General features: G+C 73.5%; 14 protein-coding genes and 1 pseudogene. 10 read left to right on the forward strand and 5 right to left on the reverse strand.

What is annotated here, in order from left to right:
• Positions 1-33 precede the first annotated feature (33 nt).
• The 3 genes and pseudogenes from ACIQU6_RS24720 to ACIQU6_RS24730 all read right to left on the reverse strand — a co-directional run.
• Positions 34-618, reverse strand: a complete 585-nt coding sequence (locus ACIQU6_RS24720) for a TetR/AcrR family transcriptional regulator (RefSeq protein ID WP_403483854.1) — start codon at positions 616-618, stop codon at positions 34-36.
• Positions 611-1393 (reverse strand): SDR family oxidoreductase, encoded by a 783-nt coding sequence (locus tag ACIQU6_RS24725; protein ID WP_403483855.1) that lies wholly within the window; start codon positions 1391-1393, stop codon positions 611-613. Before ACIQU6_RS24725 ends, ACIQU6_RS24720 begins: the two co-directional genes overlap by 8 nt.
• A pseudogene (locus ACIQU6_RS24730) lies at positions 1390-1524 on the reverse strand (acyl-CoA dehydrogenase); the annotation flags it as partial. The pseudogene ACIQU6_RS24730 and the gene ACIQU6_RS24725, both read right to left, overlap by 4 nt.
• 139 nt (positions 1525-1663) lie before the next feature.
• On the opposite strand from ACIQU6_RS24730, the gene ACIQU6_RS24735 reads away from it, so the two are divergent.
• Genes ACIQU6_RS24735 through ACIQU6_RS24745 form a run of 3 tightly spaced genes read left to right on the forward strand, consistent with a single transcriptional unit; the run spans position 1664 to position 4750 of the window.
• Positions 1664-2515, forward strand: coding sequence for an enoyl-CoA hydratase (locus ACIQU6_RS24735; RefSeq protein WP_403483856.1), 852 nt, complete (start codon positions 1664-1666; stop codon positions 2513-2515).
• Positions 2515-3687 carry an acyl-CoA dehydrogenase family protein gene (locus tag ACIQU6_RS24740; protein ID WP_403483857.1) on the forward strand — a complete coding sequence of 391 codons (1173 nt, stop codon included), beginning with the start codon at positions 2515-2517 and terminating at the stop codon, positions 3685-3687. Before ACIQU6_RS24735 ends, ACIQU6_RS24740 begins: the two co-directional genes overlap by 1 nt.
• Positions 3688-3745: 58 nt before the next feature.
• A complete protein-coding gene (locus tag ACIQU6_RS24745) occupies positions 3746-4750 on the forward strand; it encodes an acyl-CoA dehydrogenase family protein (RefSeq protein WP_403483858.1) in 1005 nt (334 codons plus the stop codon).
• A gap of 141 nt (positions 4751-4891) precedes the next feature.
• Here ACIQU6_RS24745 and ACIQU6_RS24750 read toward each other — a convergent pair whose 3' ends face one another.
• Positions 4892-5536 (reverse strand): PadR family transcriptional regulator, encoded by a 645-nt coding sequence (locus tag ACIQU6_RS24750; protein ID WP_403483859.1) that lies wholly within the window; start codon positions 5534-5536, stop codon positions 4892-4894.
• A 135-nt stretch (positions 5537-5671) separates the two neighbouring features.
• Between ACIQU6_RS24750 and ACIQU6_RS24755 the strand changes: the two genes are divergently transcribed.
• The 7 genes from ACIQU6_RS24755 (at position 5672) to ACIQU6_RS24785 (ending at position 14027) form a co-directional block, all read left to right on the forward strand.
• The gene (locus tag ACIQU6_RS24755) at positions 5672-6799 is read left to right on the forward strand and encodes an LLM class flavin-dependent oxidoreductase (protein WP_403483860.1); all 1128 of its coding nucleotides are present in this window, start codon (positions 5672-5674) and stop codon (positions 6797-6799) included.
• Positions 6796-7548 carry a glucose 1-dehydrogenase gene (locus ACIQU6_RS24760; protein WP_403483861.1) on the forward strand — a complete coding sequence of 251 codons (753 nt, stop codon included), beginning with the start codon at positions 6796-6798 and terminating at the stop codon, positions 7546-7548. The genes ACIQU6_RS24755 and ACIQU6_RS24760 overlap by 4 nt, the downstream gene beginning before the upstream one ends.
• Entirely contained in the window at positions 7545-8543 is a 999-nt protein-coding gene (locus ACIQU6_RS24765; RefSeq protein WP_403483862.1) for an alpha/beta hydrolase, read from the forward strand. The genes ACIQU6_RS24760 and ACIQU6_RS24765 overlap by 4 nt, the downstream gene beginning before the upstream one ends.
• Before the next feature lie 141 nt (positions 8544-8684).
• Positions 8685-8978 carry a hypothetical protein gene (locus ACIQU6_RS24770; RefSeq protein WP_274911754.1) on the forward strand — a complete coding sequence of 98 codons (294 nt, stop codon included), beginning with the start codon at positions 8685-8687 and terminating at the stop codon, positions 8976-8978.
• A 363-nt stretch (positions 8979-9341) separates the two neighbouring features.
• Positions 9342-11117, forward strand: coding sequence for a M4 family metallopeptidase (locus tag ACIQU6_RS24775; protein ID WP_403483863.1), 1776 nt, complete (start codon positions 9342-9344; stop codon positions 11115-11117).
• An 88-nt stretch (positions 11118-11205) separates the two neighbouring features.
• The gene (locus tag ACIQU6_RS24780) at positions 11206-12483 is read left to right on the forward strand and encodes an MFS transporter (protein WP_403483864.1); all 1278 of its coding nucleotides are present in this window, start codon (positions 11206-11208) and stop codon (positions 12481-12483) included.
• Between the two features lie 140 nt (positions 12484-12623).
• Entirely contained in the window at positions 12624-14027 is a 1404-nt protein-coding gene (locus tag ACIQU6_RS24785; protein WP_403483865.1) for an 8-oxoguanine deaminase, read from the forward strand.
• 176 nt (positions 14028-14203) lie between these two features.
• On the opposite strand, the gene ACIQU6_RS24790 is transcribed toward ACIQU6_RS24785, so the two are convergent.
• On the reverse strand, positions 14204-15265 hold the full coding sequence (locus ACIQU6_RS24790; protein ID WP_403483866.1) for an isopenicillin N synthase family dioxygenase: 1062 nt from the start codon (positions 15263-15265) through the stop codon (positions 14204-14206).
• Positions 15266-15458 lie beyond the last annotated feature (193 nt).

The raw sequence follows: 15458 nt of genomic DNA on the forward strand, positions 1-15458 counted from the left end.
TTGGTCCTTGGTCAGATTCTGCGGACGTGCCGGTCAGCTCCGCAAGGCGATGCCGTCCAGCACGATGGACAGGTACTGGCGGGCGATCTCCTCGGGGGCGTGCTGTGCGCCCGGCCGGTACCAGGAGGCGGCGACCCAGACCGTGTCGCGGACGAACCGGTACGTCAGCCGGGGGTCGAGGTCGGCGCGGAAGACCCCGTCGGCCACCCCGCGTTCCAGGGTGCCGAGCCAGGCCCGGGCGAAGCGCCGGCGGGCGTCGGCGAGGTAGCCGAAGCGCGGGTGCCGGTCGGCGAGGTGCTGGGCCTCCTTCTGGTAGATCGCGACCGCGGGGCGGTGTCGGTCGATCTGCCGGAACGACTCGGTGACCAGGGACTCGATGGTCTCCCGCGGGCCGAGTCCGGCCGCCAGGACCGCGTCGTAACCGGCCCGCAGCTCGTCCAGGAAGGCGGTGAGGATCTCGTCGACCATCGATTCCTTGGAGTCGAAGTGGTAGTAGAGGCTGCCGGCGAGCAGGCCGGCGGCGTCGGCGATCTGCCGGACGGTGGTCGCGCTGTAGCCCTGCGCCGCGAACACCTCCGCGGCGGTGGCGAGGAGTTGGCCGCGGCGCTCGTCAGGCATGTTGGGAGCTGACCGAGACGGTCTCCCCGGTCATGTACGAGGCGTAGTCGCCGGCCAGGAAGACGATCACGTTGGCCACCTCCCAGGGCTCGGCGTGGCGGCCGAACGCCTCCCGCTCGGTCAGCTCGGCCAGCAGCTCGGGGGTGGTGACCTTCACCAGGTGCGGGTGCATGGCCAGGCTGGGCGCGACCGCGTTGATCCGCACGCCGTACTCGGCGGCCTCCATGGCGGCACAGCGGGTCAGCGCCATCACGCCGGCCTTGGCGGCGGCGTAGTGGGCCTGGCCGCGCTGGGCACGCCAGCCCACCACGGAGGCGTTGTTGACGACCACGCCGCCCGCGCCGGTCGCCTTCATCCGGCGCAGCGCGGCCCGGGTGCAGCGGAAGGTGCCGTTGAGGGTGACGTCGAGGACCTTCGCCCACTGGTCGTCGGTCATGTCGACGAGGTCGGCGGTGCCGCCGAGTCCGGCGTTGTTGACCACGATGTCGAGCCGGCCGTGCCGCTCCTCGGCGAGCGCGTAGAGCGCCGCCACCTGCTCCTCGTCCGTCACGTCGCACGGCAGCCCGGCGACGCGGTCGGGCCCGAACTCCTCGGCCAGCGCGGCCGCGCTCTCGGCCAGCCGCCGGGCGTGTGCGTCCCCGACGACGATCCGGGCGCCCTCTTCCAGGAACCGGCGGGCGGTGGCCCCGCCGATCCCGGCCCCGGCGGCGGCGGTGATCACGGCCGTCCGCCCCGCGAGCAGCTCGTGTCCGGACACATACGACGGCGTTGTCATGGCTTCGCCTCCCTGGGCAGGCCGAGCCCCCGCTCGGCGACGATGTCCCGCTGGATCTCGCCGGAGCCCGCATAGCGGGTGTCGGCACGGGAGATGAGGAAGTGCCGCTGCCAGTCGCCGAGTTCGTCGGGCCCGGCGGTGGCGAGGGGGCAGTCCAGGCCCCGCCGGTCGCGGATCTCGGTGCGGAAGCTCTCGACGGTGGCGGGGGCCTCGACGCTACTCATGGCCGTACATTAATCTACCAAACACTTGTTAGGGAAGGAGTCGCCGATGACCGCCGGCGAAGAGACGCCCGTGGTGCGCTACGCCCGGCAAGGCCCGGTCGCCACCGTCACCATGAACCGCCCGGACTACCGCAACGCCCAGAATTCCGCGATGACTTACGCCCTGGACCGCGCCTTCTACCGCGCCGCGGACGACGACGGGGTCAAGGTCGTGGTACTGGCCGGCGAGGGCCGGCACTTCTCCGCCGGCCACGACATCGGCAGCCCCGGACGGGACGCCCACCTCCCCTTCGACCGCAGGGCCGGACTGTGGTGGGACCACTCGGACAAGGCCGGCGCGGAGAGCCGCTACGCACGCGAGTCCGAGGTCTATCTCGGGATGTGCCGCCGCTGGCGGGAGCTGCCCAAGCCGGTGATCGCCTCGGTCCAAGGGGCCTGCGTGGCGGGCGGGTTGATGCTCGCCTGGATCTGCGACCTGATCGTCGCCGCCGACGACGCCTTCTTCGCCGACCCGGTCGTCCGGATGGGCATCCCCGGCGTCGAGTACTTCGCCCATCCGTGGGTGATGCCCCCGCGGATCGCCAAGGAGTTCCTCTACACCGGCGAACGGATGCCGGCGCAACGGGCGTACGAACTGGGCATGGTCAACCGCGTCGTCCCGCGCACCGAACTGAGCCAGCACACACGGCAGTTGGCCGAGCGGATCGCCGAGATGCCGCGGATGGGACTGGCACTGACCAAGCGCGCGGTCAACCAGGCCGAGGACCTCCAGGGCCTGCACCCCGGCCTGGACTCGGTCTTCGGACTGCACCACCTCGCGCACGCCCACAACGCCGAGACCGCCCGGGACCCGCTCGGCGGGATGGACATCGCGAAGATGAAGGAGGCCGGTTCCTGATGGACCTGGACGCAAGCGACGCCGACGCCGCGTTCCGGGCCGAGGCCCGTGCCTGGCTCGCCGCGCACGTCCCCACGACGCCGCTGCCGTCCCTGGAGACCCGCGAGGGCTTCGCCGCGCACCGCGCCTGGGAGGCCCAACTCGCCGCCGACCGCTGGTCGGTGGTCTCCTGGCCGGCCCAGCACGGCGGTCGGGACGCCACCCTCTTCCAGTGGCTGGTCTTCGAGGAGGAGTACTACGCCGCGGGCGCCCCCGGCCGGGTCAGCCAGAACGGCATCAACCTGCTCGCCCCCACCCTCTTCGAGCATGGCACCCCGGACCAACGCGCCCGCGTCCTCGGGCCGATGGCAAACGGTGAGGTCGTCTGGGCCCAGGCATGGTCCGAACCCGAGGCCGGCTCGGACCTGGCCGCCCTGCGGTCCACCGCCGTCCGCACCGACGACGGCTGGCTGCTGCGCGGCCAGAAGACCTGGTCGTCCCGGGCCGCCTTCGCCGACCGCGCGTTCGGCCTGTTCCGCAGCGAACCGGGCGCCCCGCGCCCGCACCAGGGCCTGACGTATCTGATGTTCCCGCTGGACGCACCGGGGGTGACGGTCCGTCCGATCGGCCGGCTAGACGGCAAACCGGCCTTCGCCGAGCTCTTCCTCGACGACGTCTTCGTCCCGGACGAGGACGTCGTCGGCGAGCCGGGCCAGGGCTGGCGGGTGGCGATGAGTACCGCCGGCAACGAGCGCGGGCTGACCCTGCGCAGCCCAGGCCGCTTCACCGCGGCCGCCGACCGGCTCACCGCGCTGTGGCGGGAGACCGCCGACCCCACCGACACCGCGCTGCGCGACCGGGTCGCCGACGCGGTGATCGGCGCCCGCGCCTATCAGCTCTTCACCTACGCCAACGCCTCCCGCATCGCCGCCGGCGGCACGTTGGGCGCGGAATCCAGTCTCAACAAGGTCTTCTGGTCGGAGCTGGACATCGCCCTCCACGAGACCGCGCTGGACCTGCTCGGCCCGTACGGCGCCCTCGCCGACGACGCCGACGACGCGCCCGCGCACGGCAGTTGGGCCGAGGGCTACACCTTCTCCCTCGCCGGCCCCCTCTACGCCGGCACCAACGAGATCCAGCGCAACATCATCGCCGAGCGGCTGCTCGGCCTGCCGAAGGAGGCCAGGGCATGAGCATGCGCACGCGCCGGGGCGGGGCGCCCCGGGCCGGCCTTGCGGGAGGGCACCGCCGATGCGCTTCCTGCTGACCGACGAGCAGCGGGAGTTCGGCCGCACCCTGGACTCCCTGTTGGGGGCGGCCGACGCCCCGGCCGCCGCCCGCGCCTGGGCCGCCGGCGAGCACAAGCCCGGCCGCGACCTGTGGGCCCGGCTCGCCGGGACCGGGGTGTTCGCCCTCGCGGTACCGGAGGAGCACGGCGGCATGGGCTCGCTGCCCCTCGAACTCGCCGTCGCCTTCGTCGAGTTGGGACGGCACGCGGTTCCCGGACCGCTGGTGGAGACTGTTGCGGCGGCGGCCTTTCTGCACCGGTTGGGCGACGGCGCCGCGGCCGGTGACTGGCTGCCGCGGATCGCCGCCGGGGACGCGGTCGTCGGACTGTGCGCGGACGGCGAGCCGTTCGCGCTGGACGCGGACGCCGTCGACACCGTGCTGGTCGTCCGGGGCGATACGCTCTGCCGGACCAAGGCCCACGGGCCGGTGCAGCCCGGACTCGATCCGGCCCGGCGGCTCGCGCGTCCGCTGGGCGGCACCGTGCTCGCCCGGGGCCCCGCGGTCACCGAGGCCGCCCGGCACGCGACCGACCTCGCGCGGCTGCTCACCGCCGCCCAGGCGGTCGGGGTGGGGCGGGCACTGCTGGCCCGAACGGTCGCATACGTGCGCCAGCGCACCCAGTTCGGGCGGCCGATCGGATCCTTCCAGGCGGTCAAGCACAGGCTGGCGGATGCGTTGATGGGGGTGGAGTTCGCCGAGCCGTTGGTCTACGCGGGGGCGTTGGCGTTCACCAACGATGCGGCGTTGGCCGGGGCGGGCAGCCTGTCGGCCGGGGCGGAGGTGGCCGCGGCGAAGGTGGCGGCCGGTGAGGCGGGTTATGCCGCGGCGCGCGCCGCCCTCCAGTTGCACGGTGCGGTGGGCTATACCGACGAGCCGGATCTTTCGCTGTGGATTCGGAAGGCGCGGCCGTTGCGGGATGCGTGGGGTGGTCCCGGCGAGTGTCGGGCGCGGGTGCTGGCCGGTTGATCGCGCGTCTTCGGCTGTCCCGCCGTGGGGGTTGCTGTTTGCGCCTTCGGCGCAGGGGGAGTTGGGGTGCGGTGTTGGTGAGTGGGGGTGGGCGCTGGAAGACATGCCCCCCGAACGGCCTTGTGTGGTGGGCCCGTTGCTCTACTTCCGGCGCGCCTGCGGGTGCTTGCGGGTCTCGGTGTCGGTGCTGTCCGCGGCCGCCAGCTCGTCGAGGTCGGCCAACATCGCGTCGGCCAGGTCGCGTTCGGAGGCGTAGAAGCGCTCGGACCACTTCAGGACGAGCGCGGGATAGGCCCATGCCGCGTCGGCGCGGGCACCCTCGGCGTCGGCCTCGGCGCGCCGGCGCATCGTCTCGGCGTACTCGCGGTGCCGACCCAGCACGTCGCGCATCTGGTCGGCCTCCAACAGGTGCCCCAGCCACAGCCGCAGCATCACCCCGTGCTTGAGGACCGGCGGTTCCACCGGGGCCTCACGCGCCCACCGCCGGACCGCCGCCATGCCGTCGTCGGTGATGACGTACACCCGCTTGTCGCGGTTGCCGGTCTCCTGGGCGACCATCCGGGAGCTGACGTAGCCCACCTTCTCCAGGCGCTTGAGCTCGCCGTAGATCTGGCTGAACGACGGGCTCCAGTAGAACGAGCGCAGCGACCAGTCCGACCACTTCTTGAGGTCGTAACCGGACAACTCCTCGCCGAACGAGAGGAGTCCGAGCACCGCCCAACTGGTCGCCGGCAGCGCCGGGCGCTCCACGTCGTCCCCGGCCCCGTGCGCCTTCTTCTCCGTCACGCTCCGCAGTCTACGGCCTCGCGGGCCGGGCCCGACGGGACATCGTCAGGCCCCTTCCCCTTCCTCTCGTGTTCCTGCTAGACATATTCCGATTAGAGATACTCCACTCCCCCTCCAGAACGAGGAGGCAGTTCCGTGAAGTTCTCGATGATCTTCGAGGCCCAGCTCGCCGATCCCACGCCCGAACGGGAGCGCCAGGTCATCCACGACTGCGTCGAACAGGCCGTCTACGCCGAGGAGATGGGCTTCGACCGCATCTGGGCGGTGGAACACCACTCGCTCACCCAGTACGCGCACCTGAGCGCCTCGGAGATCTTCCTGACCTGGGTCGCCGCCCGGACGTCCCGGATCCGGATCGGCCACGGCGTGGTCACCATGCCGTTCGGCTACCAGCACCCGGTCCGGGTCGCCGAACGGGCCGCGATGCTCGACGTGCTCTCCGGCGGCCGGGTGGACCTCGGTGCCGGACGGGGCGCCACCGCGCAGGAGATGGCGATGTTCGGGGTCCGCCCCGAGGACACCTATCCGCAGCTGGAGGAGGCGCTGCGGATCGTCGGCAATGCCTGGCGGAACGACACCTTCGAGTGGCACGGCTCCCTCGACATCGGCCCCGGCGCGATCCTTCCCCGGCCCGTACAGGCCCCGCACCCGCCGCTGTTCATGGCGTGCAGCAAGCACGACACCCTCAAGCTGGCCGCCGAACTGGGCATCGGTGCCCTGGTGTTGGGGTTCGCCGGCGCCGACGACGTGCGCACCATGCGCGAGGTCTACGACGAGGCGATCGCCACCCGCACCGGCGAGCGCTTCGTCTCCGACGCGGCCAACGACCACTTCGCCGCGCTCTGCCCGACCGTGGTGCTGGACGACGGCGCCGCCGCGTACCGCGTCGGCACCCGCGGCCAGCGGTTCTTCGCCGAGGCGATCGCCCACTGGTACGGCAACGGCCCGGCGCCCACCGTCCACGACGAGCACGACGACCACGTGGCCGCACTGGCGCAGGGCCGCGAGGAGTTGGTCGCCAGGCTGCACGAGGCCGACATCCCGGCCCGCCCCGTCGACACCGGCACCTACAACGCCCGGCACGCCTACGGCACCGCCGAGGACGCCCTCGCCTACGTCGGGCGGTTGCGGGAGATCGGGGTGGACGAGGTGATGTGCCTGATCCAGATGGGCACCGTGCCGCAGGAGGTGTGCCTGGAGACCATCCGGCACTGGGGCGAGACGGTCATCCCGCACTTCCGGGCCCCAAAGGCGCGGGCATGACCGGCGACGGGGTGCGGCTGGACGGCAGGGTCGCGGTCGTCACCGGGGCCGGGCGCGGGCAGGGCGCGGCCGAGGCCCGGTTGTTCGTGGCGTCGGGCGCCCGGGTGGTGCTCGGCGACGTCCGCGAGGAGGAGGGGCGGGCGCTCGCCGCCGAACTCGGCGACGCGGCCCGCTTCGTGCGGCACGACGTCACCGAGGCGGACGGCTGGCGGGCGGTGGTGGAGACCGCGGTCGCCGCCTTCGGTCGGCTGGACGTCCTGGTGAACAACGCCGCGCTGTGGCGCACCGCGCCGGTCGACCAGGAGACCGAGGAGGACTTCGACCGCCTGCTGCGGGTCAATCTGCTCGGCCCGTTCCTGGGCATCCGGGCGGTCGTCCCCGCGCTGCGGGAGGCGGGCGGCGGCTCGATCGTCAACATCTCCTCGACGGCCGGCCTCCGCGGCATCCCGGGCCACGCGGCGTACGGGGCGAGCAAGTTCGGGCTGCGCGGGCTGACCAGGTCCGCCGCGCTGGACCTGGCGGCGGACCGGATCCGGGTCAACTCGGTCCACCCGGGCGTGATCGACACCCCGATGGTGGCGGACGTGCTGGGCCCGGCCCCCGGCGAACAGGAATGGCCGCGGGTGCCCCTGCGCCGGGTCGGCCGCCCGGACGAGGTGGCCGAGCTGGTCCGCTTCCTGGCGTCCGACGCGTCCGGGTACGTCACCGGCGCGGAGTTCGCGGTGGACGGGGGGCTGACCACCCGATGACCGGCACCCCGCACCGACCCGCGGCGGGCGTCCACGATCCGCTCGGCCCGCTGGCCCGGCGGATCGTGGACGCGATGGCCGCGGGCTTCCCGGACCCGGCGCGCGGCCCGTTGGACGCCGCGGCGCTGCGCCGCGCCTCCCGGGCCGACCCTCCCGAACCGGAGAGCGGCGGGGCGACCTCGGTCGACCGCACCGTCCCCGGGCCGCCCGGCGCCCCCGCCCTCCCGGTGCGGATCTACCGGCCCACCGCCCCCGCCGCCGGCCCGCGCCCGTTGGTCGTCTTCTTCCACGGCGGCGGCTGGGTGCTCTGCGACCTGGACACCCACGACGGGCTGTGCCGCCAACTCGCCCGTCGCACCGGCGCGGTGATGGTCTCGGTGGACTACCGCCGGGCCCCGGAGGACCGCTTTCCGGCCGCCGCCGAGGACGCCTACGCGGCGACCCGGTGGGCGGCCCGGCACGCCGCCGAACTGGGCTGCGACGCGGCCCGGGTGGCGGTCGCCGGCGACTCCAGCGGCGGCAACCTGGCCGCCGCGGTCGCCCTCATGACCCGGGACCGCAGCGGCCCGCCGCTCGCCGCCCAGGTGCTGCTCTACCCGGCGCTCGACCACCGGCTGACCGGTCGCTCGGCAGCCGACTACGCCACCGGCTTCTTCCACACCACGGCCCACATGCGCTGGTACTGGGAGCAGTACCTGGGCCCGGAGGGCGACCCGGCACACCCCTACGCCGCCCCCGGCCGGGCCGCGGACCTGACCGGTCTGCCGCCCGCGCTGCTGGTGCTGCCCGCGTGCGATCCGCTGCGGGACGAGGGGCGCGCCTACGGGCGGGCGCTGCGCCGTGCCGGCGTCCCGGCGCGGGTGGACGAATGCCCGGGCGCGTTCCACGGTTTCCTCGGCGCGGCCGGCGTGCTACCCGCGGCGGACGACGCGCTGGGCGCCGTCGCGACGTGGTTCGTCGGCACCGTGAGTGACGGCGACGTGACGAGCCGGTGAGGGCCGGGTGGCGAGGATGGTGACAGTATGCGGGGGAGCCGTGGCGGCCCGTCGATGCGGTGCGCCACCGCACGTCGAGTGCCAGACTTGAAGCACCGCGCCCGGCTGCCGGCCGGAGCCCATGTGACCGAGGGGAACGACATGACCTGGGCATCTTGGACCACGGTGGGTATCCATGCCCGCCCCGGCGCGGTGCAGACCGAGGAGGTCGGCCCGATGCAGGGCGATCTGACCATCCACACCACGTGGTCGGAGGACGAGGCGCACGTCGCCGTCCAGTACACCGGGTCCTCGGACTGGTACACCATGGTCGGCAGCCCCGTGCCCTGCCACTCCGAGGAGGACAGCCGGGCCTTCCACCAGGCCGTCGTCGAGGCGGTCCGCGGCGGCGAAAAGGCCCAGGCGTCGCTGGAGGAGCTCTTCCGCACCGGCTAGCGGCCGGCGCGGCGCCACCGCGCACCCTGATCACCTGGAGGCCGGGACGGCAGCTGCCGTCCCGGCCTCGTACCGTGCGCCGTTCCGTCGCGCCGGCAACTCCCGCCCCGCACCGGGCAACCGTGGCGCGGCCCCCTGCATCCCCTCCCCCAGAACACGATTGGTCATCTTCTGACTACCCATAGCTGATCAATTGTCAATTTTTGATTGCTCGGCATGGAAAGTTGATCATTTCTCTTTACATGCCCATGGCAGACATATCAGGGTCTGTGCGGGGCCGGACGGCCCCCGCGGTGCGCAACACCACCGCGTGTACGGGCGGTTGGCGCATTCCGCCGCCCACAGCGCAAAGGGAACGAATCTGTGCGTAGGCCCCACATACGCAGCCGCCACCTGGCGATAGCCCTGGCCGTCACCACGGCCGCCACCCTCACCGCGGGCGCCGCCGTCGCGGCCCCCGCCACTCCCGCCACCCCCTCGGCCACCGGCACCCCCTCGCTCGTGGACGCGGCCCGCGCCGCCGCCTACGCGCACTCCGCGACGACGGGCGTCGACAAGCAGGACAGCCTCAAGGCCACCGACACCCTGGTCGACCCCGACGGCCGCCGACACGTGCGGTTCGTCCGCACACACCGCGGCATGCCGGTGCTCGGCGGCGACCTGGTCATCCACCTCGGCGCCGACTCCACCTACCAGGGCGTGACCCGAGCCGCCCGCCACGAGGTCGAACTCCCCTCCGCCCAACCGAAGTTGTCCGACCGTCAGGCCGCCGCCAAGGCCGCCTCGGTGGCCCAGGGCACCGCCGGCGCGCCCCAACTCGTCGTCGACGCCCGCGACGGCCGCACCGCGCTCGCCTACCAGGTGCAGGTCGACGACAGCCGCACCGCGGACGGCGGCGGCGCCCGCACCGTCGTCCTCGACGCCGACAGCGGCCAGGTCCTCAGCAACGTCCCGGTCAACGAGCCGTTCCTGTCGCCCTCCGTCCTGCACGAGCTCCGCAAGCGCGGCGAGCGCCCGAACCCCGGCGCCGCGGCGACCGCCACCCCGTCCGCCCCCGGCAAGCCCGCGGCCGGCCGCTACCCGGCCCCGGCCACCGGCAGCGGCGCCGCCCTCTTCGTCGGCACCGTCCCGCTGTCCACCACGCAGACCGCCAAGAACGCCTTCGTGCTCAAGGACACCACCCGCGGCAACACCGAGACCCGCGACGCCGGCGGCAGGGCGCTCGACGAGTTCAGCGCGGGCAAGCCCGTCACCAACGGCACCAACCGCTGGGGCAACGGCACCACCGCCGACCGGACCACCGCCGCGGTCGACGCCCAGTACGGCATCACCAGCACCCTGGACTTCTACCAGAAGACCTTCGGCCGCAAGGGCATCAAGAACGACGGCGCCGGCGCGCACGCCCTGGTCCACTACGGCGAGAAGGTCGGCAACGCCTTCTGGTCCCCGGACTGCGGCTGCATGCTCTACGGCGACGGCGACGGCGAGTTGTTCAACAAGCCGCTGGTCGTCCTGGACGTCACCGGCCACGAGTTGACCCACGGCGTGGTCAACGCCACCGCCAACCTCCAGCCCACCCGCGTCGACGCCGAGGGCCACCAGTTCGGCGAGCCGGGTGCGCTCAACGAGTCGCTCGCCGACATCTTCGGCACCGCGGTGGAGTTCGCCACGAACAACCCCAAGAACCCGCCGAACTACCTGATGGGCGAAAAGCTGGGCCTGGCCCAGAAGTTCCTGCGCCGCCTGGACAAGCCGTCCCTGGACAAGCTCGAAGGCACCGTCGACTACTGGTCGAAGGACACCTACGACACCGAGGTGCACGCCGGCTCCGGCGTCTCCTCGCACGCCTTCTACCTGCTGGCCGAGGGCAGCGGCAAGAAAACCATCGGCAAGGTCGCCTACGACTCCCCCACCTACGACGGCGCCAAGGTCACCGGCATCGGCCGGGACAGGGCGACGGCGATCTTCTACCGGGCGCTCACCCGCTACATGGTCTCCACGACCGACTTCCACGGCGCCCGGACCGCCACCCTCCAGGCCGCCAAGGACCTCTACGGCGCGGGCAGCACCGCGTACAAGACGGTCGACCGCGCCTGGGCCTCCGTCAACGTCACCGCCGCCAACACCCCCAAGCGGTGACCCGACGCTGAGCCGACCGGACCGGTGTCCCCGCCACGCGCGGGGCCGCCGCGTTCCGACCCGGCCGGGGCGCGGGTACGTTGACGCCATGACCCTGCGCACCGGCCGGGGCCGCCGGCCCGGCAGCTCCGCCGCGGCGGCCGTCTTCGCGATCGGCATGGCGGGGACGACCCTGCCCACCCCGCTCTACGGGCTCTACCGCCAACAGCTCGGCTTCTCCGAGCTGATGGTGACCGTGGTCTTCGCCACCTACGCCCTCGGCGTGATCGCCGTCCTCTTCGGCGCCGGCAACCTCTCCGACACCACCGGCCGGCGCCCGGTGCTGTTCGTCGCGCTGGGCCTGTCCGCGGCCAGCGCCCTGTGCTTCCTCTTCGAGGGCGGGCTGCCGTTGCTGCTGCTCGGCCGGGTGCTGTCCGGCTTCGCCGCCGGGCTGTTCAGCGGCGCCGCCACCGCCGCCGTCCTCGAACTGGCCCGCCCCGGCCGGGAGTCCGCGGCCGGCTTCGCCGCGACCGCCGCCAACATGGGCGGCCTGGGCTGCGGCCCGCTGCTGTCCGGGCTGCTCGCCCAGTACGCGCCCCGGCCACTGGTCCTGCCCTTCCTCGTCCACCTGCTCCTGCTGGCCGTCGCCACCGTGGTGACCCGGCTGCTTCCGGAGACCGTCACGCACCCGCACCGCCCCCGCTCGCTGCGCCCCCAGGGGCTGGTGGTGCCGCCGGAGGTCCGCGGGGTGTTCGCGCCGGCCGCGGTCGCCGCGTTCGCCGGCTTCGCCCTGCTGGGGCTCTTCACCGCGGTCGCCCCCAGCTTCGTCGCGGAAACCCTCGACGAACACAACCTCGCGGTCTCCGGGGCGGTCGTCTGCACGGTCTTCCTCGGCTCCACCCTCGGCCAGTCGCTGACCGGCCGGATCGGCACCCGCGCCGCCCTCCCGGCCGGCTGCCTGGTCCTGGTGCTGGGACTGGTCCTGGTCGGCACCTCGCTCGCGGTGACCTCGCTGCCCGTACTGGTCGTCGGCGCGCTGTGCGGCGGCACCGGGCAGGGCCTGGCGTTCCGCGCCGGGCTCACCGCGGTGAGCGCCGCCGCCCCTCCGGAACACCGCGGCGGCACCCTCTCCGCCTTCTTCCTCGTCGCCTACCTCGGCATCTCCCTGCCGGTGGTGGGCATCGGCGCGCTCTCCCTGCAACTGGGGCTGCGCGGCGCCGGGTTGACCTTCGCGGGCTGCGTCATCGCGGTGGCGGTCGCGGTCGGCGGCTACGTCCTGCGGCGTCCACTGCCCGCGGAACCCCGGCCCGCGCCGCCCGCCCGCGCCGCGACTGGCCCGCGGAAATCCGGGCAGGGCTCCAACGACGGCCCGCCGCCGTCGAGTTGACCCGACCGGAAGGAGGACCGCCCGCCCGCCGGTCGCCCCGGCGGTGCCGATCCGGTGTCCGCGCAGCACACCGGTACAGGGCCCCGCGCGCACCCGAGCCCCGTGCCGGCGCCCCGGCACACCGCCTCACAGGAGCCCCCATGCCCGACCACCAACTCCCCGATCAGCAGGAAGACTTCAGCACAACCGCCGGCTGCGACCTGCTCGTCCGGGACGCCCGCCTGCTGGTCGTCGACGGTGACACCGAGATCCCCGGCGGCTGGATCGCCCTGCGGAACGGCCGCGTCACCGCGTACGGCCACGCCGGCACCGAGCCGGAGCGGGCCGCCCGCACGCTCCGCGCCACCGGCCGCCTGGTCACCCCCGGCCTGGTCAACACCCATCACCACCTCTACCAGAACCTCACCCGCGCCTACGCCCCCGCCGTCAACGGCACCCTCTTCACCTGGCTCACCACCCTCTACCCCCTGTGGGCCGCGCTCGACGAGGAGGCCGTCCACCTCTCCACCTACGTCGGCATCGCCGAGCTGCTCATGGGCGGCTGCACCACCTCGACGGACCACCACTACGTCCACCCGCGGCCCCGCCTGATCGACGCCCAGATCCGCACCGCCGCCGACCTCGGCTTCCGCTTCCACGCCACCCGGGGCTCGATGACCCGCTCGACGGAGGACGGCGGCCTGCCGCCCCGCTCGGTCACCCAGACCGCCGACGAGGTGCTGGCGGACAGCGAACGACTGGTCCGCACCCACCACGACCCGAGCCCGGGCGCGCTGACCCGGGTCGCGCTCGCGCCCTGCTCGCCATTCTCGGTGACCCGCGAACTGATGGCCGCCACCGCCGAGTTGGCCGAGCGCCTGGACGTCCGGCTGCACACCCATCTCGCCGAGGACCCGGACGAGGACGCGTACTGCCTGGAAACCTACGGTTGCCGTCCGGTCGAGTACTTCGAGTCCGTCGGCTGGATGACCGACCGCACCTGGGTCGCGCACTGCATCCACCCCAACGGGGCCGAGCGCGCCCGGCTCGCCGCGGCGGGCGTCGGGGTGGCGCACTGCCCCAGCTCCAACATGCTGATCGCGGGCGGCACCGCGGCGGTCCAGGAGATGCGCGCCCTCGGCATGCCGGTCGGGCTCGGCTGTGACGGCTCCGCCTCCACCGACCACGCCTCGTTGTGGCTGGAGGCCCGCGGCGCCCTGCTGCTCGGCCGGTACCGCGGCGGCCCGGCGGCGATGACCGCCCGGGACGCGCTGGGCCTCGCCACCGGCGGCTCGGCCCGCTGCCTGGGCCGGGCCGACGAACTGGGCCATCTGCGCCCGGGCGCCTGCGGCGACCTCGTCGTCTGGGACACCCCGCAGGTGGCGCTGGCCGGGGCGCTCACCGACCCGGTCGAGGCGTGGCTGCGCTGCGCCCCGTCCCGCGCCTGGTCCACCGTCGTCGGCGGCCGGGTCCTCGTCGACGGCGGCGAACTCCAACTACCTTACCTGGAGGAGAAGTTGCGCGAGCACACCCGAGTCGCCCGGCGGATCCAGGGCCTGGACTGACCATCCGTCACGCCGCCCCCGACGCCCCCTCGGCCCGGCATCGACCGTGCCGGAAGGCGAGAGGGAGCCCGAGGGCGACCGTGCGCCCCACGGAGGGATGCCGCTCCCCGCCACCGACAGCTACACGGACCACGAGGGTTCGCGCAGGATGCCCCCAGCGACACCACAATTGACGCTCACTCCCCCCGGGCCGCAAGCAGTCGGGCGGCCTCGCGGGGCGAGTTGGCGTTGGGCCTTCCGGCGCGCGAGCCGCCCAGTTTCTCGGCGAGGTGCCGGCCGACCGTCGTGGGAGGGTAGAGCGGGGCTGCGCCGGCGGGGACGCAAGTGGGCAGGCAACTGATCTCGGCGTCCCAGTTGCCGTCGTGGAAGAACGCGGCGGAGCGGCGGCGCACCATCCGCCCCCCGGCGTCGGTCGGCGGCAGCACCCGGTGCAGGGTGGACAGCCACCGGTCGTTGGTCCAACGGGCCAGCAGATCGCCGAGGTTGACCAGCAGGCACCCCGGCTCGGGCAGCACGTCGTGCCAGCGTCCCTCGGTGTCCAGGATCTGGAGTCCGGGAACCCGGTCGGCCCACAGCACGGTGACGATACCGTAGTCGGTGTGGGCGCCCATGCCCATCTGGTCGCGGTCGACGACGAGTGCGCGCTCGGGGAGCTGGTAGTTGTTCATCCGGAGCACGTCGAGGGAGTGGTCGGTGAACGGTGCGAAGTAGTCCGTCGCCAGCCCCAGGGCGTGCGCGAAGATCCCGGTCAGCCGTCTGGCGAGCCCGCCGGCCTGGGTGCACCACTCCTCCACCGTCGCCCGGAATCCCGGCAGTTGGGGCCAGATGTTGGCCGGATAGTGCGCCTCGGGCAGGTCGAGCCCGGGGAACGCGGCGGCCTCCGCCCCGACGTTGAACGCCTCGAAGAGGTCCTCGGCCGCCGCGGGGACGCCCAGGCTCAGGCTGAGCTTCTCGGTGCGCGGCGGGGTGTAGCCGCGGTTGACGTCCGGCGACGGGGCGCGCAGCGCCTTCTTACCGTCCATCGGGAGGCCGAAGAGCGCGTCCAGCGCCGCCGCGAACGCCCGCGCCGCGCCCTCGGGGACGCCGTGCCCCCTGATCTGCATGAATCCGACGGTGCGCGCCGCCCGGTCGACCTCCGCGGCGATGCCGGCCCGGTCCGTGGCGGACCCGTCGGCCCAGGCGGAGATGTCGATGACGGGTACGTCGAGTACGCCGTTGACGGCCGTGGCCCTGCCCATCGCGTGCCTTCCTTCCGTCGCGCTGCTTCCGACTGCACGGCGCCCGAGGCGGTCCCGTGCGGCGCCCACCCACCCCTATCCGCTTCAACAGTTTGCGGAACGTCCTGTTGACGTCCCCGCGAGGAACGAGCCGAAACCAGCCGCCCCTTGGTCGAGCCCCGCGGCCCAACTCCCCCGTACGCGGCGGCAATGC

The sequence above is a fragment of the Streptomyces sp. NPDC090442 genome, assembly GCF_044769405.1.
Lineage (GTDB): Bacteria > Actinomycetota > Actinomycetes > Streptomycetales > Streptomycetaceae > Streptomyces.